We start from the raw sequence: 24,202 nt of genomic DNA on the forward strand, positions 1-24,202 counted from the left end.
ATGAATCAGCGATTTTACGCCTTGGGAATCCCAAAAATCACACTTCTGCCAAAGTAGTGCTAGGTTACTTCACCGCGATCGGGCCGGGTTCGTTGGCCAGGATCGCCAGGGTGCGGGTCCAGGCTTCCACGTTCTGCGCCAGCATCGCCGGGTCGATCTTGTCCAGCGTATCGTCGGGCGTGTGGTGCAGGTCGAAATAGTGCGTGCCGTCCTGATTGAGGTCCACCACCGGCAGCTTCTGCGCGGCGATGATCGCGCCCACGTCTTCCCCGCCATCGGCCGCGCCATCGTGCGGCACCACGCCGATCGGGTTGAGCGCTGCCGTCAACCGGGCCTTCACCGCATCGGCCGCCGGGGCGAAGTTGGTGGTCACGCGCCACACCCGGTCGGCGCCGAAATCGCTTTCCATGGCCAGGGCATGCGGTTCCTTGCCATGGGCCTTGGCATAGGCATCACCGCCGAAACCGCCCAGTTCCTCGCTGCCGGCGAACAGCACGCGAATGGTGCGCAGCGCGCCACCGGCCTGCGCGCGCAGGGCTGCCGCCGTCACGATGGCACAGCCCGCGCCATCGTCGATCGCGCCGGTGCCCAGATCCCAGCTATCGAGGTGGCAGGCCACCAGGACCATGGGCAGCGACGGATCGCGGCCGGGCAATTCGCCGATGACGTTGCCCGAAGGCGCCCCGTCGACAATCTGGCCGGTGAGCGTGAGATGCAGGCTCAGCGCCTGGCCGGTAGCGGCCAGGCGGGCAATCTGGTCGGCATCGGGATTGGACACCGCCCCGGCGGGAATGGGCTTCATGCCCTGGGGCCACATGATCGCGCCGGTGTGCGGATTGCGATGCTTGTCGGTGCCGACCGAGCGGATCACCACCGCCAGCGCGCCCTTGGCCACCGCGACGCCCGGCCCCTGGCGCCGCACGTTGCCATAGGGGCCATAGCCGCTGCCATCCTGCGTCGGCGCCATGGCATGGTCGATGAAAGCGATCTTGCCGGCCAGCGACCCGTCGGGTGCGGCCTTGAGCGCATCGAGCGAGGGGAAATAGACCAGCGGCGCGGTGATCCCGGCCTCGGGCGTGGCGCCGGAATAGCCGAGCGCGGTGATCGCCAGCGGCTGCGCGGCAAAGCCGACCAGTTCGGCCTTGTCGGTGCCGCGTCGATAGGCGCGCATGGTGAACGGCTCGATCGCCACCTTCTGAAAGCCCAGCGTCTTGAGCCGCGCGGCGGCCCATTCGCGGGCGCGCGCTTCGGCCGGGCTGCCGGCCGGGCGCGGGCCGATCTGCGTGGTCAGGTCACGCACCAGATCCCAAGCAACATCGGTGGCGGGCGCCGTCGCGTGGGCCAGGGAGGGGACAAGCGACAGAACGGCAGCAGCGGCAGAAAGGCGGGCGGTCAACAAGCGCATCGGCAAATCCCGGAAGGAGTTGGGGGGTGCGCCACATTTGCGCGCCCCTAGGCGGCGTGGACAAGTTCCACAACGCCACGGTTGCCCTGTAAAAGGCCCTGGTGAGGCGCGAGGACGCAGGAGGATTGGGCCTCCTTCAAGGACGAGCAACGCTGCCAGGGCCTTTTACAGCGCAACCCCTGCGGGGCTGGACCAAAAACCGCCATTTCAGCGTCGGCTCGTCACGCAATATTCCCGATATTGCGCTTCCTCGCCTCCTCGAACTGGCGGTTTTTGCCTCCAGCCGTGGCGCTGTGGAACTTGTCCACGCCGCCTTGCTAAGTCAACCGCCAGCCTGTTCAAAACATGCTGATTCAAGCCCCCGCCAGCGCCTGTTCCAGATCGGCCAGGATATCGTCGATATGCTCGATACCGATCGAGAGGCGGACATAGCCGGGGCTGACCCCGGCGGCGGCCTGCTCGGCTTCAGACAATTGCGAATGGGTGGTGGAGGCAGGGTGGATCGCCAGGCTGCGCGCATCGCCGATGTTGGCGACATGGTAGAACAGCTTGAGCCCGTCGATGAACGCCCGGCCCGCCTGCGCGCCCCCGGCCAGTTCGAACCCGACCAGGCCACCGGCCCCGCGCGGCAGATACTTCGCCGCCAGGTCCGCCGCGCGGCCCTGCGCCAGCGTCGGGTGGATCACCCGCGTGACCTTGGCATGGCCGGCAAGCCACTTGGCCACGGCCGCCGCATTCTGGCTGTGCCGCTCGATCCGCAGCGGCAGCGTCTCGATCCCCTGGATCAACTGGAACGCGTTGAACGGAGACAGCGCGGCGCCCATGTCGCGCAGCAGGATCACCCGCGCACGGATAGCAAAGGCGATCGGTCCGAGCGGCTTGATGTCCCGCGCCCAGACCGCGCCGTGATAGCTGGGATCGGGCAGGTTGAAGAGCGGCTGGCGTTCGGGGAATTCATCCCAAGCGAAATTGCCACCGTCCACGATCAGCCCGCCAATCGAGGTGCCGTGCCCGCCCAGGTACTTGGTGGAGGAATAGACCACCACCGCAGCGCCATGGTCGAACGGACGGATCAGCAGCGGCGCGGCGGTGTTGTCGACGATCAGCGGCACGCCCAGCTTGCGGCCGATTGCCGCCACTTCGGCAATGGGAAAGGCCACCAGCTTGGGATTGGGCAGGCTTTCGGCGTAATAGGCGCGGGTGCGATCGTCAGTTGCGCGGGCAAACCCTTCGGGATCGGCTGGATCGACGAAGCGCACCTCGATACCGAGATCCTTCAGCGTGTTGGCGAACAGGTTCCAGGTGCCGCCATAAAGATCGGTGGAACTGACGATGTTGTCCCCCGCCCGCGCCAGGTTGAGCACGGCATAAGTCGAAGCCGCCTGACCCGAAGCGACCGCCACGGCTGCCGCGCCCCCTTCCAGCGCGGCCACGCGCTGCTCCAGCACATCGGTGGTGGGATTGCCCAGCCGGGTGTAGATCGGGCCAAGTTCCTTGAGCGCAAAGCGGTTGGCCGCCTGCTCCGTGCTGTCGAACTGGTACGACGTGGTCTGGTAGATCGGCACGGCCACGGCGCCCGTTGCCGGATCGGCGCGCCAGCCGGCGTGCAGGGCCAGTGTTTCCGGGCGTTGGGCGGGTGAAACGGGAGTCTCGGTCATGTTGGCATCCTCGATCGTTGCGGGCATTCCGGACCTTTTGTCTACTCAATCAATTGAGATTTTCAAGTCTCGACCGATTGCCGGGTCATGGCGCCTGCCCTGCGCAGAATTGCGCAGCCACGCGCACAAACACAAGCAACCATGATGCTCTAGGCATTCCCGCGTGGGCAGCGCGACAAGGCGCGTTGCAGGGGGGCCGCCGTCCGGCCGCCAGGGGATTTGCAGGCCAGGGATTGCACGAATGACCGACCAGACACCGATTCCGCCAAGCGCGCGCCGGAACGCGCAGGACAGCGCCGCGCTCGACCGCATCGCCACCATGGAGGCCATGCTGCTGATGTGCGAGTTGACGGCCGAAGGGGTGCTGGTCAGCGTCAATGACAATCTGGCGCAATTGCTGGGCACCACGCCCGACGCGCTCGTAGGGCAGCGGTTCGCCAACTTGTGCCACGACGGCGTGCAAGACCCTAGCGCGGCACCGGGCTTCTGGCAGCGCGTGGCCGATGGCCATAACCAGGTGATGGCGATCAGGCTCGCCGCGCCCGAAGGCGCGCCGGTGTGGGTGCGGCTGTCGTTCGGGCGGATGGAAGGGGCGCAGGGCTTGCCCGCGCGCGTGCTGGCCGTGGGCATCGACATCAGCCGCGACGGGCTCGCCCGGTTTGACGCCCTGGCCAAGCTGGATGCGATGGACCACGCCGTCGCTCTGGTGGAATTCGACATGGATGGCCAGGTGCTGGCCGCCAACGAAAACTATCTCAAGCTGATGGGCTACACCCTGGCGGAAGTGGTCGGGCGCCCGCACACGCTGTTTTGCGATGCCGAGACGGCGGCATCGGACAACTATCGCGACCTGTGGAATGCGCTCAAGCGCGACCAGGTTTGCCACGGTGCCTACAAGCGCGTGGGCAAGAACGAGGCCGATGTCTGGCTGCGCGCGTTCTACACGCCGATACGCGGCGCAGACGGCAAATTGCAGCGCGTGCTCAAGATCGCCTACGATATCACCGAACAGCGCCTCGCCACGTCCGAATACGAGGCCAAGCTGGAAGCGATCGACCGCGCCATGGCGGTGGTGGAGTTCGATCTCGACGGCAACGTGATCAGTGCCAACGACAACTTCCTGTCGGTGATGGGCTATTCCCCGCGCGAGATCATCGGCCGCCATCACGCGATGTTCTGCCTGCCGGACTATGTGCGGACGCGCGAGTATGCCGATTTCTGGATCGCCCTGAACCAGGGCAATTTCAAGTCCGGCCGGTTCCACCGCATCGGCAAGCACAACCGCGACGTGTGGATCCAGGCAACCTACAACCCGGTGCTGGACTTGCGGGGCAAGCCGCGACGGATCGTCAAATACGCCACCGACATCACCGAGCAGGTGCAACTGGAACAGAAGATCGCCGCGCGATCGCAGGAAACCGCCGGCGTTGCCGATCGCCTGGGCCGCACCATCGACGAGATCAACCGCAGCACCGAAACGGCCAACAAGCTGGCCAACCAGACCGAGATGAAAGCCGATGAAGGCGGCGTCGCTCTGAAATCAGCGCTCGAATCGATCGAGCTGATCCAGAAATCAGCCACCGGCATTGCCGAAATCGTGCGCGTCATTTCCGAAATCGCCGGGCAGACCAACCTGCTGGCGTTCAACGCGGAAATCGAGGCGGCCCGCGCCGGCGAGCACGGCATCGGCTTTTCCGTGGTGGCCGGCGAAGTGCGCAAGCTGGCCGAGCGATCGAGCACCGCCGCGCGCGACATCAGCCGGCTGATCGAGGAAAGCCTGGTGCGCATCGGCATGGGCACCGAACGCGCGCAGGCGGCGCAGAACGCGTTCAGCGCCATTGCCGCCAGCGTGGGCGATACCAGCACTGCGATCGAGGTGATCACGCGATCGGCACTGGCCCAGGACGAAGTGGCCCGCCACATCGTCACGCTGATCCAGGAACTGGCCGCCACCGCCCATGAGCCGGACTGACGCCCCGCTCGCGCCGGTCGCTGGCAGCGCGGCCGATGGCCCGGCGGCGCAGCTCTACGGCCTGCTCCAGGTGGCGGGAATGACTTTGGCGATGGCCGCTGCCGCCATCCGCGAAGTGGTGCCCCGGCCCGCGCAACTGCTGCCGTTCCCGGTCACCCGGCCCGATCTGGCCGGCGCCATCGAAGTGCGCGGCGCAATCATCCCGGTCATCGACATGGGCGTGATGCTCGGCCTGGCCCCGGCGCGGGCGGACGATGGCATCGTCGTGATCGTGCGGCACGACGCGCGCGTCACCGGCCTGCTGCTCGATGGCATAGACGGCATTGCCCGCCTGCCCGAAACCGCGCTGGGTGCCCTGCACTATCCCGACGACGCGCCGCTGTATCGCCTGGCGGCGGCCGGGTTCCTGCATGGCGCCACGCGCGGCGTGGTGCTCGATGTGCCGCAACTGGCCGCCATGCCCGGCCTGCCGCTGGTGCCCGACAGCCTTGCCGGGCAGCGCGAGAGCCACGGCGCATCGCAACGCGGGGGCGAGCGCAGCGGTGATCGCGCCAATTGCCTGGTGTTTCGCGCCGGCGGCCAGCATCTGGCGCTAGATGCCCATGCCATCGTCGCCACCCTGCCCGAAAGCGCGCTCACCGCGCCCCCGGTGGACAATGAACTGTGGCTGGGCACGCTTGCCTGGAACGGCATGGCCGTGCCGGCGGTGGACACGCTGTGCCTGATCGGGATCGGCACGCTGGGGCGGATGCCCGGGTGCAGCGCCGCCGTGGTCATTCATGTCGGCAGCAAAGGCCAACAGCAGGCGCGCGTGGCGCTGCTGATCGACGCGGTGGATGATATTCGCCAGTTGCCGCGCCAGGCGGCAGCGTCGCTGGGGGCGATCGGCGTATCGGGCACCGGGGCGCGCCACGCGCTCGTCGATGTGGCGGGGCGGCCGGTGCTCCACCTTGATGCCACTGCCATTGCCGCCGATCCGCGCCTTGGCGAAGTCGCCGCGATGCAGGTGCCTCTTGCCGGCAGCAGCGAAGAACCCGGCCACGCCCGCGCCAGCTTGGCGGGCGGCAAGGGTGCGAGCACCACCGATGCCTGGCTCACGTTCCGGCTGGGCACCGCGCGCTATGCCCTGCCGCTGGCCACGGTGGAAGCCGTGCTGCCGGGAAACCAGCCCACGCTGCCGCTGGCCGGGCAATTTCCGCTTTCGGGCGTGTTCCTGCATCGCGACCGGCCCACGCCGGTGATCGACCTGGCCGCGCGGCTGGGTTGCCGATGCGAGGCCGAGGGTGCCGAGGCGATCATGGTCGTGGTCGGCATGGCCGGGCAGCGGCGGGCTTTCCTGGCCGACATGCTGTGCTCGGTCGAGCGGGTGCCGCTCCAGGCGCTGCGGGCGCAGGCCACCTCGCACCAGTTGCCAGCCGCAACGATCCGCTGCCGCGCCAACGAGACCTGGGAAGTGCTGGGGCCGCCAGCCTTTGCCCTGGCCACCCAGGCCGACGAGGCCGCCTGAGCCGCCTGTTCCCCCAACCGCTTGCCCAACCTTGGCGCGCCCTGTAGAGCGCGAGGCAATTTCGCACGTTTTGCCAAACGTTCTGTCTCGCGCAAGGACCCACTGATGGCCGCCCAATACGCCTACGTCATGAAGAACATGACGAAAACCTTCCCCGGCGCGCAAAAGCCGGTGCTCAACAACATCAACCTGCAATTCTACCAGGGTGCCAAGATCGGCATCGTCGGCCCCAACGGCGCGGGCAAGTCCACGCTCATGAAGATCATGGGCGGGATCGACACCGATTTCACCGGCGAAGCCTGGCCCGGCGAAAACATCACCGTGGGCTACCTGCCGCAGGAGCCGCAGCTCGACCCCAGCAAGACCGTGCTGGAAAACGTCAAGGACGGCGCGCGCGAAGTGGCCGACCTGGTCGACCGCTTCAACGAAATTTCCAACATCATGGCCGATCCGCCGGAAGACGTCGATTTCGACGCGCTGATGGAGGAAATGGGCGATCTGCAGGGCAAGATCGACGCGGTCGATGGCTGGACGCTCGACAACCAGCTCGAAATCGCGATGGAAGCGCTGCGCTGCCCGCCCGGCGACTGGTCGGTGGAAAGCCTTTCGGGCGGTGAAAAGCGCCGCATCGCGCTGACCCGCCTGCTGATCCAGAAGCCGTCGATCCTGCTGCTCGACGAACCGACCAACCACCTCGACGCCGAAAGCGTCGAATGGCTGGAAAACCACCTCAAGGAATATGCCGGCGCGGTGCTGATGATCACCCACGACCGCTACTTCCTCGACAACGTGGTCGGCTGGATTCTCGAACTCGACCGTGGCAAGTACTTCCCCTACGAAGGCAACTACTCGACCTACCTGGAAAAGAAGGCCAAGCGCCTGGAGCAGGAAGACCGCGAGGCGACCGGCCGCCAGAAGGCGATCAACGACGAACTCGAATGGATCCGCGCCGGCACCAAGGGCCGCCAGACCAAGTCGAAGTCGCGTATCAAGAAGTTCGAGGAACTGGTCGCCAGCCAGGAAAGCCGCAGCCCCGGCAAGGCCCAGATCGTCATCCAGGTGCCCGAGCGCCTGGGCGGCAAGGTGATCGAGGCCAAGAACATCTCCAAGGCCTATGGCGACAAGCTGCTGTTCGAGAACCTCTCGTTCATGCTGCCGCCGGGCGGCATCGTCGGGGTGATCGGGCCGAACGGGGCGGGCAAGTCCACCCTGTTCAAGCTGATCACCGGCCAGGAAAAGCCCGACAGCGGCGAGATCGACATCGGCTCGACCGTGCGCCTGGGCTATGTCGACCAGAGCCGCGACCACCTCGATCCCAGCAAGAACGTGTGGGAGGAAATCTCCGACGGGCTCGACTACATGAAGGTCAACGGCTTCGACACCTCGACCCGTGCCTATGTCGGCGCGTTCAACTTCAAGGGCCAGGACCAGCAGAAGAACGTCGGCAAGCTCTCGGGCGGTGAACGCAACCGCGTGCACATGGCCAAGATGCTCAAGCAGGGCGGCAACGTGCTGCTGCTCGACGAACCGACCAACGACCTCGACGTGGAAACGCTCGCGGCGCTGGAAGAAGCCATCGAAAACTTCGCCGGCTGCGCCGTGGTGATCAGCCACGACCGCTTCTTCCTCGATCGCCTGGCCACCCACATCCTGGCGTTCGAAGGCAACAGCCACGTCGAATGGTTTGAAGGCAACTTCGCCATGTACGAAGAAGACAAGCGCCGCCGCCTGGGCGACGCCGCCGACCGCCCGACGCGCCTGGCTTACAAGAAGCTGACGCGCTGATTTGAGTTTGCGCTAAGGGTTCTCACCACCCCCAACCCCCTCCTCTAAAGAGGAGGGGGCTTTTTTGTATTTTCTCCCCCTCCTCTTTAGAGGAGGGGGTCGGGGGGGGTGGTGGAAACCTGAGCGAACCTAAGGCGCCACCCAGCCCCCGCTCCAGACATCGCCCAAGCGCACAAAGCGCGCGCGCTGCCCGCCCTGGGCATCGAGCCGCAGCCAGTCCAGCGTCTCGGGCTCCACCAGCAGCACCGCGAAAGCAGCGCGGCCCGCTTCGGTTTCCGCCAGGCTGGGCCGGCGGGCCAGCAGATCGGCCGGCAGCGCGCTGCCCGGTGCAGGCAGCGGCGCGCCGGGGCCATGCTCGGCCAGGTAGCAGCGCCGGCTGAACGGCGCGGCCGCGTCCCACGCCGCATCCGCTACCGGACCATCCCGCTCGATTCGCGCTGGGCCGGAGAGGCGCAGTTGCACCCGCGCCACCGGATCATAGGCCAGAACGCTGGCCCGGCCGTGCAGCGCCACCGTGGCGACCTTGGGGCTGCGCGCATCGGTGTGGAAACGCAGGCCGGCCAGGCCCTGCCCCACCGCGCGCAGCACCATGACCCGCATGTCACCATCGGGCGTGCCGACCACCGGGCTGTGCATTGCCGCATGGCGATCGGCCACGGCCGCTTCCAACCGCGCCTGCGCATCAGCCATCGTCTGTTCCAGACTGTCCATCGCAGCGGTGTGGCGGCTTTGGCACGGCCGTGCCAAGATGAACGAGGGGGCATCCAACCGGTTCAGCGATGCGACAGCGGCCAAGGTTTAGCAATATCGGCAAGCGATGGGAAACAAACCGCCATCGCCTGACGTTTTGGGACTCGAATTCGCTAGGGAGACCGGCCATGGCCGCCAGCAGCAAGTGGAAATCCAAGATCGGCGCGGCACTGGCCGTTGCCACCCTCGCCGCGGCCGTTCCGGTTTCGGCCTTTGCCCAGGAACGCGGCGACCATCATGGCGGTGAAAACCGTGGTGGTGGTGGCGGCGGCAATCGTGGCGGCGGCTTCCCGGGCGGTGGCCAGCCGCGCGGCGGCGGCTTCCCCGGTGGTGGCGGCGGCTTCCCCGGCGGCGGTCAGCCGCGCCCGGCGCCCCAGATGCCCCCTCAGATGCAGCAACCCGCGCCACAGCAAGGCCCTCGCGGCCCGCAGGGTGGCCCCGGCGGCTGGCAGGGCCAGCCCGGTGGCTGGCGCGGCGGCCACGCCGTGCCGCAGCCCGGCCAGCCCCCGCAGCCTTCGTGGAACAACAATGGCCCGCGCCCCGGCGGCGGCAATCCCGCGCCGCAACCCGGCTGGCAAGGTGGCGATCGCGGCCCCGGCCGTCCCGGCTGGAACGACAACCGTGGTCCGGGCTGGAACGGGAATGGACGTCCCGGTTGGAACGGCAATGGCGGCCCCGGCTGGAACGGAAATGGCCGTCCGGGCTGGAACGGCAACGGCCGCCCCGGCTGGAACGACAATCGCGGCCCGTGGCGCAACGACTGGCGCCAGGATCGCCGCTATGACTGGCGCGGTTGGCGCGACGACCACCGTGACCTGTTCCGTGGTCCGCGCTATTTCGCACCGCTGCCCAGCTATCGCTACAACCGCCTGAGCATCGGCATCTACCTGGGTGCGCCATTCTATGCGCAGCAGTACTGGATTGCCGATCCCTGGGCCTATCGCCTGCCGCCGGCCTATCCGCCCTATCGCTGGGTGCGCTATTACGACGACGTGCTGCTGATCGACACATACACCGGTCAAGTCGCCGACGTGATCTACGACTTCTTCTGGTAAGGCATCAAAAAGGCCGGACTTTCGGGTCCGGCCTGTTTTGCTGTCGGCAATGCCCCACCAAGCAATCAGAATGTACCGATCGCCCCCAGGATATTGCGCATCATCGTCAGGCCATCCTGGGTGAGGCGCACATAGCGCCGGCGCGAGTCACCGGTATCGGCCTGGCGATAGAGCAGTCCTTCCCGTTCCAGCCGCGCGATCCAGCGCAGAATCGTGGTGGATGGAACGCCTGCTTCCAGACAGACGCTGGAGACCTGCAACTCCGTGCCCCGTTTGTAGGCAATGAACAGGTCGAGCAGGATATCCCACGCCGGTTCCCCGAACAGCCCCTTCACCGGGGTTGCCGCGTCACGGCGCCGGCGCAAAGTATAGAGGGCCTTGGCAACGCGGAACGCTTCCGCCTCGACATCGACTACGGCATCCAAAGGAACGCGACCTCCCACATCAGGAACAGCCTTACTGTTGAAGGGAACTGCAGGCGCGAATGGCATGGTCGGCACAGGGTTACCGTTACTTTCGCGAGGCCTTCCGATGGGCGCTTGGCCCAAACCGCAGGACGGCTTCAGGTTAACTAGAACTTGCAATAACCCCATATCGACAATATTTCGCGTGAATTATCAACGATTTCAGTCCACATCGGACCAAAACCACGAAAATTTGCAGTTCCACCGGGTTTCGTAAGGCTTTCCATCGGCCCGGCTTGCCGCGACCGCGACCTTGCGTCATGACGATCCAATCATGGTTTTGTTCCGTTCCGAGCCTCACCCAGACGCCGCCGACCTCAAGCGCATCGGCAACCAGGTGCGCGCGCGACTCGATGCAGATCCCGCGGCCTATCGTATCCCCGTCGAGGATTTCGAAATCTACGCCGTGGGCGAGTTCTTCACCCGCCCGGAATGCGAGCGGCTGATCAAGGTGGTCGATGCCGTGGCGCGCCCATCCGACAGCTACAGCAACGATGGCGGGCGCACGAGCTACAGCGGCGATGTCGATCCGCACGATCCGTTCATCCGCATGCTGCAACGGCGCATCGACGATCTGATGGGCCTCGATCCGTCCTATGGCGAAACCATCCAGGGCCAGCGCTATCTGCCCGGCCAGGAGTTCAAGGCGCATTTCGATCACTTCCGCCCATCCGACCCGATGTGGAACGAGGAAATGCGCAATGGCGGCCAACGCAGTTGGACGGCGATGGCCTATCTCAACACCGTGGAGGAAGGCGGCTCGACCGACTTTCCCAAGGTCAACCTGTCGATCCCGCCCCAGCCCGGCGCGCTGCTGATCTGGAACAACATGGCGCGTGACGGACGGCCCAATGCCAAGAGCCTGCATGCCGGGCGCCCGGTGATCCAGGGCGTCAAATACGTGCTGACCAAGTGGTATCGGTCCCGCCCGTGGAATTGACGCCTGCCACCAGGCTGGTTCGCGCGCTTGTCCTTCCTCTGCTGGCTGCCGCCACGCCGGTTGGCGCGGCGGCGCCGGCCCCTGCCGCCTCCACCACCGCCATCGCGGCGGCCGATGCCGCGCTCGATGGCTTCCTGGCGCAGGACGATGCCGCGCGCCGCGCGCTCGACCCGCTCGATACGCTGGAGCGTGGCGAGCCGCTTTCGGCCGCGCAGTTCCGGCTGGTGTTCGATCCGGCGCTCACCGCGCTGCAACGCGCCCGCAACGCCGCAGCACGCGATGCGCTGGCGCAGATCGACCTGGCCTCGCTCGACCCGGCGCACCGCATTTCCGCCCGCGCCTATGCCGCCGTGCTGGACGACGAGCAGGTGATGCTCAGCCCGCCGGTGGCAGACATGCTGGCGATGATGCCGCTCAACCCGGTGGGCGGGCTTCAGGTGGACTATCCCGGCCTCGCCTCGGCCGGGGGGCCGGCCCCGCTCGACAGCGCGGCCGATCATGCCGCCAACCTGGCGCGGGACCGCGCCCTGCCCGCCGTGTTTGCCAGCGCCATCGCCCGCTATCGCGAAGGCATGGCGCGCGGTGTGACCAGCCCGCGCCCGGTGGTGGAAACCCTGATCGGCCAGATCGATGCGCTGCTGGCCCGCCCACCCGAACGCTCGCTGTTCATGTCTCCCGCGCAGCAGCCGCAGGGCCTGGCCGACAAGGGCGGCCTGTCCGGCAAGTCGGCCGTGCTGGCGCGCAACCGCCTGCGCGCCGAATATCGCGCCGCGACGGTCGACGCGGTCTATCCCGCCTATCGCACGCTGCGCGCGTTCCTGGCCAACGAATACCTGCCCGCCGCGCGCACCAGCGTGGGGCTGGATGCCCTGCCCGGTGGCGCGGCGCTCTATCGCGCCTTGTTGCGCCACCACACCACGCTCGATTGCGATCCCGCGCAAGTCCACGCGCTCGGCCTGGCCGAAGTGGCGCGCATCCAGGCCGAGATGGAGGTGGTCAAAGGCCAGCTTGGCTTCACCGGCCCGTTGCGCGCGTTCTTCGATGCGATCCGCCTCGATCCGCGCTATCACCCGCGCAAGGCCGACGATCTGGCGCAAGGCTATCGCCACGTGGCGCAGATCGTGGCGGCGCAGGCCCCGCGCTTTTTCGTGACCATGCCGCGCACCCCGCTACTGATCATGCCCCACCCCGCCTATCGCGCGCGGTTCGAGGCGGGCGGCAGCTATAGCCCCGGCACCGCCGATGGCAGCCGGCCGGGCGTGTTCTATTTCAACACCTTCGATCTCAAGAGCCGCTTCCTGACCGGCATTGCCACGCTCTATCTCCACGAAGGCGCGCCGGGCCACCACTTCCAGATCAGCCTGGCCCAGGAAAACCCGCGCCTGCCCGATTTCCAGCGCTATGGCGGCAACACCGCCTATGTCGAAGGCTGGGCGCTCTATGCCGAAACGCTGGGCTATCCCATGGGCCTCTATGACGATCCCATGCAGCATTGGGGTACGCTGGACGACGAAATGCTGCGCGCCATGCGCCTGGTGGTCGATACCGGGCTGCACAGCCAGGGCTGGAGCCGCGAACAGGCGCTGGACTACATGCTCGCCAATTCCGGCATGGGCCGCAGCGACGCCCAGGCCGAAGTCGATCGCTATATCGCCGATCCCGGCCAGGCCGTGGCCTACAAGATCGGCGCCCTGACCATCCAGCGCCTGCGCGGCGAAGCGGAGGCGCGGCTGGGCGCGCGGTTCGACCTGCGCGCGTTCCATGCGCAAGTGCTGGGCAGCGGCGCGCTGCCGCTGCCGGTGCTGGAAAGCAAAGTGCGAGACTGGATTGCGGAACAGGCGGCGCGTTGATCGCGCAGAAGGCAGCTGGACCCCGGATCAAGTCCGGGGTGACGTTAGGCATTTGATTTCGTATATATAAAATACCTCACATTCTTCGTCACCCCGGACTTGATCCGGGGTCCGGCTTTGTCCCTCGATGCCATGCCCGAACCGAGCGCGCTGGTTTCCAAAATGATTTCACACAAAGCCACGAAGACACAAAGAAGGCGATGCTCTTCATGTCTTTGTGGAGCCCGCGAAGGACGGTGATTGTTGGATAGCGGGCACCATCGACCAGGCTACCCGTCGCCCCGTGCTTGACACGGGGCTTGGCTTCCGTTGCCACCTTGTCTCTGGCATGCTGGCAGAATGGAAAAGGGCGGCTGGGTTTACATCATGGCGAACCGCTATCGCGGCGGAATGTATATAGGTGTCACATCCGACCTGAACCGACGCGTATGGCAGCATCGCGAGGGTCATGGATCGATCCACGTAAGGGACTTTGGCAAGACAAGGCTGGTCTATGCCGAGCGACACCCAGAGATCGAGCCCGCGATTGCACGTGAGAAACTGGTCAAAAAATGGCGCCGCGAATGGAAATTCGCATTGATCGAGGCGGGCAATCCCGATTGGCTGGATCTTTGGGACGAGTGGTATCCAGTGGCCGCGCCGAAAGGCGAGACCACAAAGTAGCCAAGCCCCGTGTCAAGCACGGGGCGACCGCAGATGTTCCGCGGCTCCGGGAGATACCGCCTTTCTCCACGACTTGAAACGCTATTGGCGGCCATTGGTGGTTAGCGGAACTTCCGTTTTCTTTTCGATCGCCAATGTCGGAATACCGACGCCATCAAAACCAGCGCCAACATCGCGATCGCGCGCATGGGAAAATGACGTGTAGCCTCCTGTAAATCCTTGAACCATAACCAATCAGCCAAGAACCCACCCGCCAAAGCAGGCAAAGCGATTTTCACGGGAAGATGCCAAGAGCGCTCTCGCATAAGGTTATCATACACAATCTTGGAGCGGCGAAAACTGGGCGAAACCCGACGCTGCAATCATCCGCCCCCAACCCTCACCCCAACAACTGCGGCCCCAGCGCGGGATCAAGGTCACGAGGGCGCGTGAGTGCCACCAGGCGGGCGCAGCCGGCGTCCACGTCGGCCCAGCGGGCCACGTCGAGTTCCAGCACGGCGAAAGTGGCAGTGGGGAACTTGGCTTCGACCACGTCGCGCAAGGGGCTGGTGCCGTCGTCGGGCACGAGGTCGAAGATCAGGTCTTCCAGGCCCGGATTGTGGCCGATCATCAGCACGCTGCCCGGATCGCCGGGCAATTCGCGCAGCAAGTCCATCAGCGTGGCCGAACTGGCAAGGTAGATGCGACGGTCCCATTCCACCGGGAACACGCGGTTCCACGCCTTGCTCGCCCATTCGATGGTTTCGGCCACGCGCACGGCGGGCGAGGCGATCACGCGGTCGAACCGGCGGCCGCTGTCGCGCACGTGCTCGCCCATGGCCAGGGCGCCGCGCTGGCCGCGTTCATTGAGCGGGCGGTCGAAATCGCGGGCGCGGGCGTCGCTCCAGTCGGACTTGGCGTGGCGGAACAGAGCAAGCGTCTTCACGGCGAATTCTCGACTTTCGATGCCAACACGCCTTCATCAACACGCCCGGCGATGGATTGTAAAGCCTGCTCCAGGCTGACCCTACGCACCGGGGTGCCTTCGGGAAAGGCGGAAAGCAGGCGCGACGGGAACGCCGAGGAGAGCACCACGAAGTGTCCCTTATCGTCCGCCGAGCGGATCAGGCGGCCGAACGCTTGGGCCAGGCGCGCGCGGATGATGCGGTCGTCGTGCCCTTGCGCGCCGCCTTCCTCGCGCGGGGCCGCCAGGCGGCGGGCGCGGTGGAGGATCGAGGGCTTGGGCCAGGGCACCTGCTCCATCACCACCAGGCGCAGCGACTGGCCGGGCACGTCCACCCCGTCGCGCAGGGCATCGGTCCCGAGCAGCGAGGCCCGCGGATCGTCGCGGAAGATGTCCACCAGCGTGCCGGTGTCGATGGGATCGACATGCTGGGCATAGAGCGGCAGCCCGGCGCGGGCCAGGCGATCGGCAATGCGGCCATGCACCGCGCGTAGGCGGCGAATCGCGGTGAACAGGCCGAGCACGCCGCCGCCGCTCGCCTCGATCAGGCGGGCATAGGCGCCGGCCAGCGCGGCAATGTCACCCTTGGGCACATCGGTGACGATCAGCACTTGCGCCTGGTTGGGATAATCGAACGGGCTCTTGGCGGCAAAAAGCTGCGGCTGCACGTCGAGCCGGGCCGCGCCGCTGCGGGCCACCGCGCCGCTCCAGTCGCCGCCATCGGTGAGCGTGGCCGAGGTCATCAGCACGCCGTGCGCCGGGGCCAGCACCACTTCGGCAAAGGGCTTCATCGGATCGAGATGGTGGCGGTGCAGCCCCATGTCCCACTCGCGCCCGTCCGACCTGTCGAGCGCCAGCCAATCGACGTAATCGGGATCGGCCGGGCCGCCCAGCCGCCCGAGCAGGGCGATCCAGCCGGCCAGCAGATCGGTGCGCCACTGGATCGCGCTGCGCGCCCCCTCGATCCGCGCGCGGGCCTGGCCATCGAGCCAGTCAGGCCCTTCCTCGACAATCGCTTCCAGCCGCACGGTCAGGCGCAGCAGCGGCTGGCGCAAGTCTTCCAGCGCTTCGAGCGCCTGGGCAGCGGCTTCCAGCATCGGCCCGTCGAGCTGCGCGGCTTCGGTTTCCAGGCCATAGCCGGCCTCGGTCCCGCCGCTTTCGTCGCGCGCCAGCACGGTGGCGCGCACGGTGGCGAGCAGGCGCTCCAGCGGCCCATCGGGCGCGCCTTCGCCGATGCGCGCCAGCCAGCCATCGGCGGGCAAGAGCTCGGCCGCTTCGCGCGCCTGGGTGATGGCAGTGGCGCCCTCGTCGTCATAGCTGGCCACATCGGCCAGCCGCGCCGAAAGCCCGCGCCGCCGCCCGCGTGACTTGCCTTCCGGCCCGATCACCCAGCGGCGCAGCTCAATCGCCTCGGCCCCGGTCAGCGCGGCGCCGAACGTGCTGTCGGCGGCGTCGAACACATGATGCCCTTCGTCGAACACGATGCGCGTGGGGCGCTGCGCCGCATCGCGCCCGCGCGCGGCGTTGACCATGACCAGCGCGTGGTTGGCGATCACCAGCTCGGCCTCGGCACTGGCGCGCGCGGCCCGCTCGATGAAGCATTTGCGATAATGCGGGCACCCGGCATAGACGCATTCGCCGCGCTGGTCGGTCAGCGCGGCAATCCCGCGCTTGCGGAACAGCGTGCCCAGCCAGCCGGGCAGATCGCCGCCGATCATGTCGCCATCCTGGCTATAGGCGGCCCAGCGCGCCACGAGGTGCGCCAGGATCGCCGGGCGCCCGGTAAAGCCGCCTTGCAGCGCGTCTTCCAGGTTGAGCAGGCACAGGTAATTCTCGCGCCCCTTGCGCACCACCACCGGCGGTGGCGCCTTGCTGCCCGGCGGCGGCTGGGCAAAGGCGCGCGTGCTTTCGCGGCGCAACTGGCGTTGCAGCGCCTTGGTATAGGTGGAAACCCAGACCGTGCCGCCCGAACCCTGGGTCCATAGCGAGGCGGGGGCGAGATAGCCCAGCGTCTTGCCCGTGCCGGTGCCCGCCTGGGCGAGCACGACATGCGGCTGGCGCGCGCCCCGGCGGGGCGCGAACATCCGCGCCGCTTCGCGCGCAAAGGCGCGCTGGCCCGGCCGGTCTTCCGCCCCGGCGCCGGTCAGCGTGGCCAGGCGCGTTTCCACCGCCGCCGGATCGAGCGTGACTTGCGCCGGCTGCGGCCGCTCGCCCGCTTCTTCCCATTCCGGCAGGCGCGCAAACAGCCAGCGCTCGGCGCGCTCGGGCCGGGCGATCTGGCCGCTGAGCAGCGTGGCCCAGGGCCAGCGCAGCTTGATCATGGATTGCAGGGCGCTCCACGCCCCTTCCCGCTCGGCCCAGCCGGGCGCGGCGGTGGTGGCGAGCAGGGCTTGCGCGGCCTGCTGCAACAGCAGCGGCACGTCGGCATCGCCCGCCGGTTGCGGCAGGCCCAGCGCCGTGGCCAGCCCCTTGGGCGTGGGCACCACGAAACGCGCGGGATGCACGAAGGCGTAAAGCTCCAGCAGATCGAGCCCGGAGAGATCGGGATAGCCCAGCCGGCTCGCCACCAATGGCGCGTTGAGCATGAGCAGCGGGGTATCGGCCGCCGCCACGATCGCCTCGCCCTTGCCCACCGCGCGGGTGGACGGGAACAGGTCCACCCCGCGCAGCCAGCAGCCGCCGTGGCTGGCATGAATCGCCGGCAGATCGAGCGCCGGCGGGGCGGGATCGCCCGGGTCTGGAACAGCAGGATCGACCATCGCCCGTCCTGTGAACGAAAATGGAACGCGGGGCAAGCGCACAGCCGCCCGCAAACGCCGCCCTTAAACAATCGCCGCCGCAGTCGTCTTTGCTGGCGAACCGGATGGGAACCGCCGGATCGTCACTCAACCCATAGTGGAGAATGGGAAAATGGCAGTCATCAACACCAATATCGCGGCGATCCGTGCCGCCAATGCGTCTATCACCGCTTCGCAACAGACCGGCGTTGCCATGCAGCGCCTGTCGACCGGCAGGCGCATCAACAGCTCGAAGGACGATGCCGCCGGCCTCGCCATCACCACCACCATGACTTCGCAGATCCAGGGCATGCAGCAGGGCGTGCGCAACGCCAACGACGGCATCTCGATGGCGCAGACCGCCGACGGTGCGCTCAACGAAGTGACCAACATGCTCCAGCGCATCCGTGAACTGGCGGTCCAGTCCAAGTCGGCCACCTATCAGGACGCAGACCGCGTGGCGATGCAATCGGAAGTGAGCAACCTGACCGCCCAGATTTCCGACGTGCTCAACAATTCGCAGTTCAACAAGAACCCGATGTTCAAGGTGATGAGTTCGACTCCGGCCACCGACGGCAGCGACGATCTCACGCTCGATATCCAGGCCGGCGCCGATACCAACAACGTCGTCACCCTGCGTTCGGTGGCGTTCGACGGGCAGGTCCTGTTCGGCTCGGGCAAGAGCGCCTACGATACCGATCCCACGGCGGTCCAGGCGCTCGACGTCGGCACGGCGGCCACCGCCGCAACCACCATGGACAATGTCGATGCCGCGCTGACCACCGTGAATTCGGTGCGCGCCCAGTTCGGCGCCGGCCAGAACCGCCTGCAATCGGTGGTCAACAACCTGAACGACAATGTCACGAACCTTTCGGATGCGCGCAGCCGCATTCTCGATACCGATTATTCTGCTGAAACCACGGCCATGGCCAAGGCCCAGATCCTGGCCCAGGCCTCGACTGCGATGATCTCGCAGGCGAACCAGAACCAGCAGAATGTCCTGACGCTCCTGAAGTAAGAACCCCCATCCACACCACGCTTCCGGAGCCTCCACGGAAATGCGGTACAGCCCTCCCCCGGGTTGTGCCGCATTTTCGCGTGCGCGCCGCGCGCGCAGGCTCCCAAATACCTTGCCTTCGCGCGCGCCAGGCGCGAAAGGGCGGGAACCATGACCCAAACCGAACTCACCACCGCCGCCCAAGTGTCGAAGTCCTGGCCGTTCGAGGAAGCGCGCAAGCTGGTCAAGCGCTATCCCGGTGGCAAACGGGACGCGAGCGGCGCGCTGGTGCCGGTGCTGTTCGAAACCGGCTATGGCCCCTCGGGCCTGCCGCATATCGGCACGTTCCAGGAAGTCTTGCGCACCACGCTGGTGCGGCGCGCCTATGAAGTGCTCACCGGCGGCCATCCCACGCGCCTGGTTGCCTTTTCCGACGACATGGACGGGCTGCGCAAGGTGCCCGACAACGTGCCCAACAAGGATCTGCTGAGCGCCCACCTGCAAGAGCCGCTGAGCCGCATTCCCGATCCGTTCGGCAAGTTCGAAAGCTTTGCCCACCACAACAACGCCATGCTGCGCGAATTCCTCGATCGCTTCGGCTTCGACTATGAATTCGTCTCGGGCGCGGATCGCTACAATTCCGGCGCCTTCGACGAAGCGCTCCGCAACGTGCTGCGCCACTTCGACGCGATCATGGCCATCATGCTGCCGACCCTGCGCGAGGAACGCCGCAAGACCTATTCGCCGGTCCTGCCGATCTCGCCCAGCAATGGCCAGGTGCTGCAAGTGCCGGTTGAAGTGGTCGATGCCGAGGCCGGCACCATCCGCTTTGTCGATGTGACCGGCGAAGTGGTCGAGCAATCGATCCTGGGCGGCCAGTCGAAGCTGCAATGGAAGGTCGACTGGGCCATGCGCTGGGTTGCGCTGGGCGTCGATTACGAGATGTGCGGCAAGGACCTGACCGACAGCGTGACCCAGTCGGGCCGCATCGCCCAGGTGCTCGGCGGACGCCGCCCGGAAGGCCTGATCTACGAGCTGTTCCTCGACGAGAAGGGCGAGAAGATCTCCAAATCCAAGGGCAATGGCCTGACCATCGAGCAGTGGCTCGACTATGGCAGCGAAGAAAGCCTTGGCTTCTACCTGTTCCGCGAACCCAAGAGCGCCAAGTCGCTCCATGTCGGCATCATCCCGCGCGCGGTCGATGAATACTGGCAGTTCCGGGAAAAGCTGGCGAGCCAGCCGATCGAGCAGCAACTGGGCAACCCGGTGTGGCACTTGCTGCGCACCAATGGCGAACAGGCGGGTGCGGGCGACAAGCTGCCGGTGACCTATGGCCTCCTGCTCAACCTCGTCGGCGTGCTCGGCGCCCATGCCACGCGCGAGCAGGTCTGGTCCTATCTCGCCAACTATGTGGCCGATGCCGATCCGGCCGCCCACCCCGCGCTCGATGCGCTGGTGACCCGCGCGCTCGCCTACAACCGCGATTTCATCGCCCCCACGCTGGTGCGGCGCAAGCCCGAAGCCGGCGAAGCGGCAGCGCTCGCCGCGCTGGACGAGGAACTGGCCGCCACCAGCGACGATGCCACGGCAGAAGAACTGCAAAACATCGTCTACGAGATCGGCAAGGATCCGCACTATGGCTTTGAAAGCCTGCGCGACTGGTTCAAGGCGCTCTATGAAACCCTGCTCGGCTCTCCACAGGGCCCGCGCATGGGCAGCTTCATCGCGCTCTATGGCGTGGGCAACACGCGCAAGCTGATCGCCGAAGCGCTGGAAGGCTGAACTACACAGCGATAGCGGGGCGCCCGGCATGATCCACCTGCCCACGGCGCCCCCGGCCCATATCGCGTTCGATCTCGCCGCCTGGATCGCGGCGAGCCTGGTCGCCTGGCGCCAGCACCGCGCCTGGCCACAGGGCACGCAGACCCTGCTGCGCCTGACCGCGCCGGGCTATTACCGCTGGCTGGCGGTTGGCGCTCTGCTGGGTGCCTGGGCGGCCGGCACGCTCAATTCCTGGCGCCTCACCTGGGCACCATCGCACAGCGTGGCGGGCGCGCTGGCGGGCGGCATCGTGGCCGTGGAACTGTGGAAGGCGCGCCATCGCGTGCGCGGCTCGACCGGCGGGTCGTTCGTCCTGCCGATGGCCACGGGCATCATGATCGGCCGGCTGGGCTGCCTCTTCGCCGGCCTGCCCGATCTCACTTATGGCACGCCCACTGCCCTGCCCTGGGCGGTCGATTTGGGCGATGGCGTGGGGCGGCATCCGGTGCAGCTCTATGAAAGCGCGGCCATGGCGCTGTTCATCCTGGTGTACGTGGTGGCGCGGCGGCGCGGGGCGGATTGGGCGCGGCACCACGCCTTCCACGCCTTTGCCATCTGGTATGGCGCGCAGCGTTTCGTCTGGGAATTTTTCAAACCCTATCCAAACCTTGCCGGGCCGTTTAACCTGTTCCACCTGATCTGCGGAGGGCTGGTGGTCTATGGCATCGTGTATTGGCGAAACGACCGACGCCGCGGTGCGCAAGGCGGCGCCCTATGTGTTTCACAGCCAGACGACGAGCCTGTGCGAAACCTGCCTTGAGCCCGTTCCGGCCAAAGTCATCCTGGAAGACGAACGGGTCTATTACCTCAAGCGCTGCCGCCAGCATGGCGTGCAAAAGACGCTGATCAGCGACGATATCGACTATTGGCGCGCGCAGAAGCTGTGGCTCAAGCCCGGTGACCGCCCGCTGACGGCGCAGACCCGCACCGAGGCGGGCTGCCCGTTCGATTGCGGGCTGTGCCCCGATCACGAGCAGCATTCGTGCCTGGCTATCATCGAGATCAACAGCGCCTGCAATCTTGCCTGTCCGGTGTGCTTTGCCGATGCGGCCGATGTCCACGGCAGCCACCGCCTGCTGGCCGAGATCGAAGCCATGCTCGATGCCCTGGTGGCGAGCGAAGGCGAACCCGACCTGGTGCAGCTTTCGGGCGGGGAGCCGACCATCCACCCCGAATTCTTCGCGATACTCGACGCGGTGAAGCGCCGCCCGATCCGCCACGTGATGATCAACACAAACGGCGTCCGCATCGCGCAGGACCGGGAGTTCGTCGCGCGTCTGGCCGGTTATGCCCCGGCGCTGGAAGTCTATCTCCAGTTCGACGCATTGGATGACGAAGCGCTGCTCGATCTGCGCGGCGCGCGGTTGGCGCGCATCCGCCAGCAGGCGCTGGCCGCGCTGGAAGCGGTGAACCTGGCGACCACGCTGGTCTGCGTGGTCAAGCGCGGGGTGAACGATGAACAGGTCGCGCCGATCATCCAGCACGCACTGACCTGGCGCTGCGTGCGCGGGGTGACGTTCCAGCCGGTGCAGGATGCCGGGCGCAACGAAGGCTTCGATCCGGCGGAAAACCGCGTGCTGCTCACGCAGATCCGCCGCGAAGTGGGCAAGTCCGGCGTGTTCGAAAGCGAGGACATGATCCCCCTGCCCTGCAACCCCGACCAGATTTCGATCGGCTATGGCCTGCGCCAGGGCGCAAAGGTCACGCCGATCACCCGGCTGCTGCCGCGCGAGGTGCTTCTCGCCGGGCCGAACACGATCAGCTACGAGGCCTATCCCAAGCTGCGCGCCGGGTTGCTCGACCTGCTTTCGCTGGCCACCACCCAGGTCAACACCAGCGACAAGCTGGCCGGCGTCTTGTGCTGTCTGCCCCAGGCGATGGTGCCGCAAGACTTGGGCTATGAACACAGCTTCCGCGTGGTGATCCTGCAATTCCTCGATCGCTACAATTTCGACCTGGCGACGGTGAAGCGCAGTTGCGTGCACTTCGTGACCGGGGATGGGCAGATCATCCCGTTCGACACCTACAACACGTTTTATCGCGACGGGGCCGAGGGTGCCGGTGTTGTTGCGCGGCATCGCGGGCTGGCGCAGGTGCGGTCATGATCCGCCTGCTCGGCGCCATCCTGCAAGCGATCGGCCTGTTGATCGCCGGGGCGAGCGGGCTCTGTTCGGCCTGGTTCACCGTGGCGATGGGCACTTCGGGCGGATTGGGATCGGACCCTGGCATCCTGCTTCTGATCGCGCTGTTCGGCGGGATTCCCTTCGCGATTGGCCTTGGCCTGTTCTTCCTCGGGAAGCGGTTGCAGCGCCGACAGCCCCAGCAGGACCATAGGGATACGTTTCAATAATCAGCCCCCGCCTGCACCGGGCAGACGGGGGCCGAAAGTATGCGAACCGGGATCGCCTTACGGCATCAGCACCGCGTTGATCACGTGCACCACGCCGTTCGACTGCGGCACATCGGCAATCGTCACCGTGGCCTTGCCGCCCTTGGCGTCGGTCAGCACCACGTTGCTGCCATCGAGGCTGGCGGTCAGCGGTTCGCCTTCCACCGTGGTGAGGCTCGCGCTGCCGCCACCGGCCTTGATCTTGGCGATCAGGTCGGCCGCCGTCACCTTGCCCGCCACGACGTGATAGGTCAGGATCTGGGTAAGCTGGGCCTTGTTCTCGGGCTTGAGCAGCGTGTCCACCGTGCCGGCGGGCAGCGCGGCAAAGGCTTCATTGGTGGGCGCGAAGACGGTGAACGGGCCAGTGCCGTTCAGCGTATCGACCAGGCCGGCAGCCTTGACGGCGGCGACCAGAGTGGTGTGATCGGCCGACTTGGACGCGTTCTGCACGATGGTCTTGCTGTCGACCATGGCAGCGCCGCCAACCATCTTGGACGCAGCGTGGGCAGCCGGAGTGAGCGCGAAAGCCAGGCCGACGACGGCCAGCGAGGCGGTGAACTTGCTTTTCAGCATGGGAACTCTCCACAGGGCATCATTGCCGTCGCTCGAACAGCAGAGCCTGTGATGCGTTCCCCCCGCTGCGCCTGCCCAGAAGGGCAATGCGCGGTAAATTTCTGAAAAACAGAGCTTATCCGAAATGGAGCTAGATTGCCCTTTGGGGTGGTCGAGGCTGCGGCGCCGTGCCCGCGCCGCTCACTCCTCGTCGAGCGCTGCTGACAGGCCGCTGCGGATCTGTTCCAGATGGACGCGCAGGCGTGCGACGGCGGCCACCAGTTCCGTTTCCAGAGCCGGTTCGCTCGCGGCAGCCGGCTGATCCGCAACAGCGACGGGCGCTGGTGCTGGCGCAACGGTGGATGTTGGCATAGACGGGCACAAGCCTCCTTCCAGCGCCTGGCGGGCGCCGCGAATGGTATAGCCCTCGCGGTTGAGCAGGCGGTCGATCGTGGCCACGAGCGCCACGTCTTCGGCCCGGTAATAGCGCCGGTTGCCCGCCCGCGTCAGCGGACGAAGCATCGGAAACTGTTCTTCCCAATAGCGCAGGACGTGTGGCTTGACGCCCAGGAGCCGGGCCACCTCTCCGATCGTGCGCAAGGCATCAGGCGCCTTGCCGTCATCAAAAACACTGTCGGGAGAAACGAGATGGCCCTTATCCGTCATGCATCCAA

20 protein-coding genes are annotated in these 24,202 nt (G+C 66.6%); 12 read left to right on the top strand and 8 right to left on the bottom strand.

The window, feature by feature from the left end:
• Positions 1 to 64: 64 nt before the first annotated feature.
• Positions 65 to 1,405, bottom strand: coding sequence for a M28 family peptidase (locus tag IE191_RS11870; RefSeq protein WP_191324586.1), 1,341 nt, complete (start codon positions 1,403 to 1,405; stop codon positions 65 to 67).
• 353 nt (positions 1,406 to 1,758) lie between these two features.
• Positions 1,759 to 3,063 (bottom strand): O-acetylhomoserine aminocarboxypropyltransferase/cysteine synthase family protein, encoded by a 1,305-nt coding sequence (locus IE191_RS11875; protein ID WP_191324587.1) that lies wholly within the window; start codon positions 3,061 to 3,063, stop codon positions 1,759 to 1,761.
• Between the two features lie 241 nt (positions 3,064 to 3,304).
• Here IE191_RS11875 and IE191_RS11880 point away from each other — a divergent pair, with 241 nt between their 5' ends.
• The 3 genes from IE191_RS11880 (at position 3,305) to ettA (ending at position 8,327) form a co-directional block, all read left to right on the top strand.
• Positions 3,305 to 5,035, top strand: a complete 1,731-nt coding sequence (locus tag IE191_RS11880) for a methyl-accepting chemotaxis protein (RefSeq protein ID WP_191324588.1) — start codon at positions 3,305 to 3,307, stop codon at positions 5,033 to 5,035.
• Entirely contained in the window at positions 5,022 to 6,542 is a 1,521-nt protein-coding gene (locus IE191_RS11885) for a chemotaxis protein CheW (RefSeq protein ID WP_191324589.1), read from the top strand. The genes IE191_RS11880 and IE191_RS11885 overlap by 14 nt, the downstream gene beginning before the upstream one ends.
• 105 nt (positions 6,543 to 6,647) lie before the next feature.
• Positions 6,648 to 8,327 carry an energy-dependent translational throttle protein EttA gene (gene ettA, locus IE191_RS11890; protein WP_191324590.1) on the top strand — a complete coding sequence of 560 codons (1,680 nt, stop codon included), beginning with the start codon at positions 6,648 to 6,650 and terminating at the stop codon, positions 8,325 to 8,327.
• A gap of 129 nt (positions 8,328 to 8,456) precedes the next feature.
• Here the strand turns inward: ettA and IE191_RS11895 are convergent, their stop codons facing one another.
• Positions 8,457 to 9,038, bottom strand: coding sequence for a PNPOx family protein (locus IE191_RS11895; RefSeq protein WP_191324591.1), 582 nt, complete (start codon positions 9,036 to 9,038; stop codon positions 8,457 to 8,459).
• A 167-nt stretch (positions 9,039 to 9,205) separates the two neighbouring features.
• Here IE191_RS11895 and IE191_RS11900 point away from each other — a divergent pair, with 167 nt between their 5' ends.
• Positions 9,206 to 10,132: an RcnB family protein gene (locus IE191_RS11900; RefSeq protein WP_191324592.1), complete on the top strand. Its 927-nt coding sequence runs from the start codon at positions 9,206 to 9,208 to the stop codon at positions 10,130 to 10,132.
• Positions 10,133 to 10,197: 65 nt separating this feature from the next.
• Here IE191_RS11900 and IE191_RS11905 read toward each other — a convergent pair whose 3' ends face one another.
• The gene (locus IE191_RS11905) at positions 10,198 to 10,557 is read right to left on the bottom strand and encodes a winged helix DNA-binding protein (protein WP_229815294.1); all 360 of its coding nucleotides are present in this window, start codon (positions 10,555 to 10,557) and stop codon (positions 10,198 to 10,200) included.
• Between the two features lie 313 nt (positions 10,558 to 10,870).
• Here IE191_RS11905 and IE191_RS11910 point away from each other — a divergent pair, with 313 nt between their 5' ends.
• The 3 genes from IE191_RS11910 to IE191_RS11920 all read left to right on the top strand — a co-directional run bounded on the left by IE191_RS11910 (position 10,871) and on the right by IE191_RS11920 (position 14,049).
• Positions 10,871 to 11,536 carry a prolyl hydroxylase family protein gene (locus IE191_RS11910; RefSeq protein ID WP_191324594.1) on the top strand — a complete coding sequence of 222 codons (666 nt, stop codon included), beginning with the start codon at positions 10,871 to 10,873 and terminating at the stop codon, positions 11,534 to 11,536.
• Positions 11,527 to 13,386, top strand: coding sequence for a DUF885 domain-containing protein (locus IE191_RS11915; RefSeq protein WP_229815295.1), 1,860 nt, complete (start codon positions 11,527 to 11,529; stop codon positions 13,384 to 13,386). The genes IE191_RS11910 and IE191_RS11915 overlap by 10 nt, the downstream gene beginning before the upstream one ends.
• 339 nt (positions 13,387 to 13,725) lie before the next feature.
• Positions 13,726 to 14,049, top strand: a complete 324-nt coding sequence (locus IE191_RS11920; protein ID WP_191324595.1) for a GIY-YIG nuclease family protein — start codon at positions 13,726 to 13,728, stop codon at positions 14,047 to 14,049.
• 379 nt (positions 14,050 to 14,428) lie between these two features.
• On the opposite strand, the gene IE191_RS11925 is transcribed toward IE191_RS11920, so the two are convergent.
• Positions 14,429 to 14,974, bottom strand: coding sequence for a SixA phosphatase family protein (locus IE191_RS11925; RefSeq protein ID WP_191324596.1), 546 nt, complete (start codon positions 14,972 to 14,974; stop codon positions 14,429 to 14,431).
• Positions 14,971 to 17,751 (bottom strand): ATP-dependent DNA helicase, encoded by a 2,781-nt coding sequence (locus IE191_RS11930; RefSeq protein ID WP_191324597.1) that lies wholly within the window; start codon positions 17,749 to 17,751, stop codon positions 14,971 to 14,973. Before IE191_RS11930 ends, IE191_RS11925 begins: the two co-directional genes overlap by 4 nt.
• A 151-nt stretch (positions 17,752 to 17,902) precedes the next feature.
• On the opposite strand from IE191_RS11930, the gene IE191_RS11935 reads away from it, so the two are divergent.
• The 5 genes from IE191_RS11935 (at position 17,903) to IE191_RS11955 (ending at position 22,937) form a co-directional block, all read left to right on the top strand.
• Complete coding sequence (locus IE191_RS11935; RefSeq protein ID WP_191324598.1) at positions 17,903 to 18,787, top strand: flagellin N-terminal helical domain-containing protein; 885 nt, start codon at positions 17,903 to 17,905, stop codon at positions 18,785 to 18,787.
• A gap of 150 nt (positions 18,788 to 18,937) precedes the next feature.
• On the top strand, positions 18,938 to 20,548 hold the full coding sequence (locus IE191_RS11940) for a lysine--tRNA ligase (RefSeq protein WP_191324599.1): 1,611 nt from the start codon (positions 18,938 to 18,940) through the stop codon (positions 20,546 to 20,548).
• A gap of 28 nt (positions 20,549 to 20,576) precedes the next feature.
• Positions 20,577 to 21,347: a prolipoprotein diacylglyceryl transferase gene (locus IE191_RS11945; RefSeq protein ID WP_191324600.1), complete on the top strand. Its 771-nt coding sequence runs from the start codon at positions 20,577 to 20,579 to the stop codon at positions 21,345 to 21,347.
• Positions 21,247 to 22,692 (top strand): radical SAM protein, encoded by a 1,446-nt coding sequence (locus IE191_RS11950; RefSeq protein WP_191324601.1) that lies wholly within the window; start codon positions 21,247 to 21,249, stop codon positions 22,690 to 22,692. The genes IE191_RS11945 and IE191_RS11950 overlap by 101 nt, the downstream gene beginning before the upstream one ends.
• Positions 22,689 to 22,937: a hypothetical protein gene (locus IE191_RS11955; protein ID WP_191324602.1), complete on the top strand. Its 249-nt coding sequence runs from the start codon at positions 22,689 to 22,691 to the stop codon at positions 22,935 to 22,937. Before IE191_RS11950 ends, IE191_RS11955 begins: the two co-directional genes overlap by 4 nt.
• A gap of 57 nt (positions 22,938 to 22,994) precedes the next feature.
• On the opposite strand, the gene IE191_RS11960 is transcribed toward IE191_RS11955, so the two are convergent.
• Together IE191_RS11960 and IE191_RS11965 are read right to left on the bottom strand one after the other, a co-directional pair.
• Positions 22,995 to 23,549: a fasciclin domain-containing protein gene (locus IE191_RS11960; RefSeq protein ID WP_229815297.1), complete on the bottom strand. Its 555-nt coding sequence runs from the start codon at positions 23,547 to 23,549 to the stop codon at positions 22,995 to 22,997.
• Positions 23,550 to 23,729: 180 nt separating this feature from the next.
• Positions 23,730 to 24,194, bottom strand: a complete 465-nt coding sequence (locus tag IE191_RS11965) for a MerR family transcriptional regulator (RefSeq protein WP_191324603.1) — start codon at positions 24,192 to 24,194, stop codon at positions 23,730 to 23,732.
• Between the last annotated feature and the right edge of the window lie 8 nt (positions 24,195 to 24,202).

This window comes from Novosphingobium pokkalii, from assembly GCF_014652855.1.
Taxonomy (GTDB): domain Bacteria; phylum Pseudomonadota; class Alphaproteobacteria; order Sphingomonadales; family Sphingomonadaceae; genus Novosphingobium; species Novosphingobium pokkalii.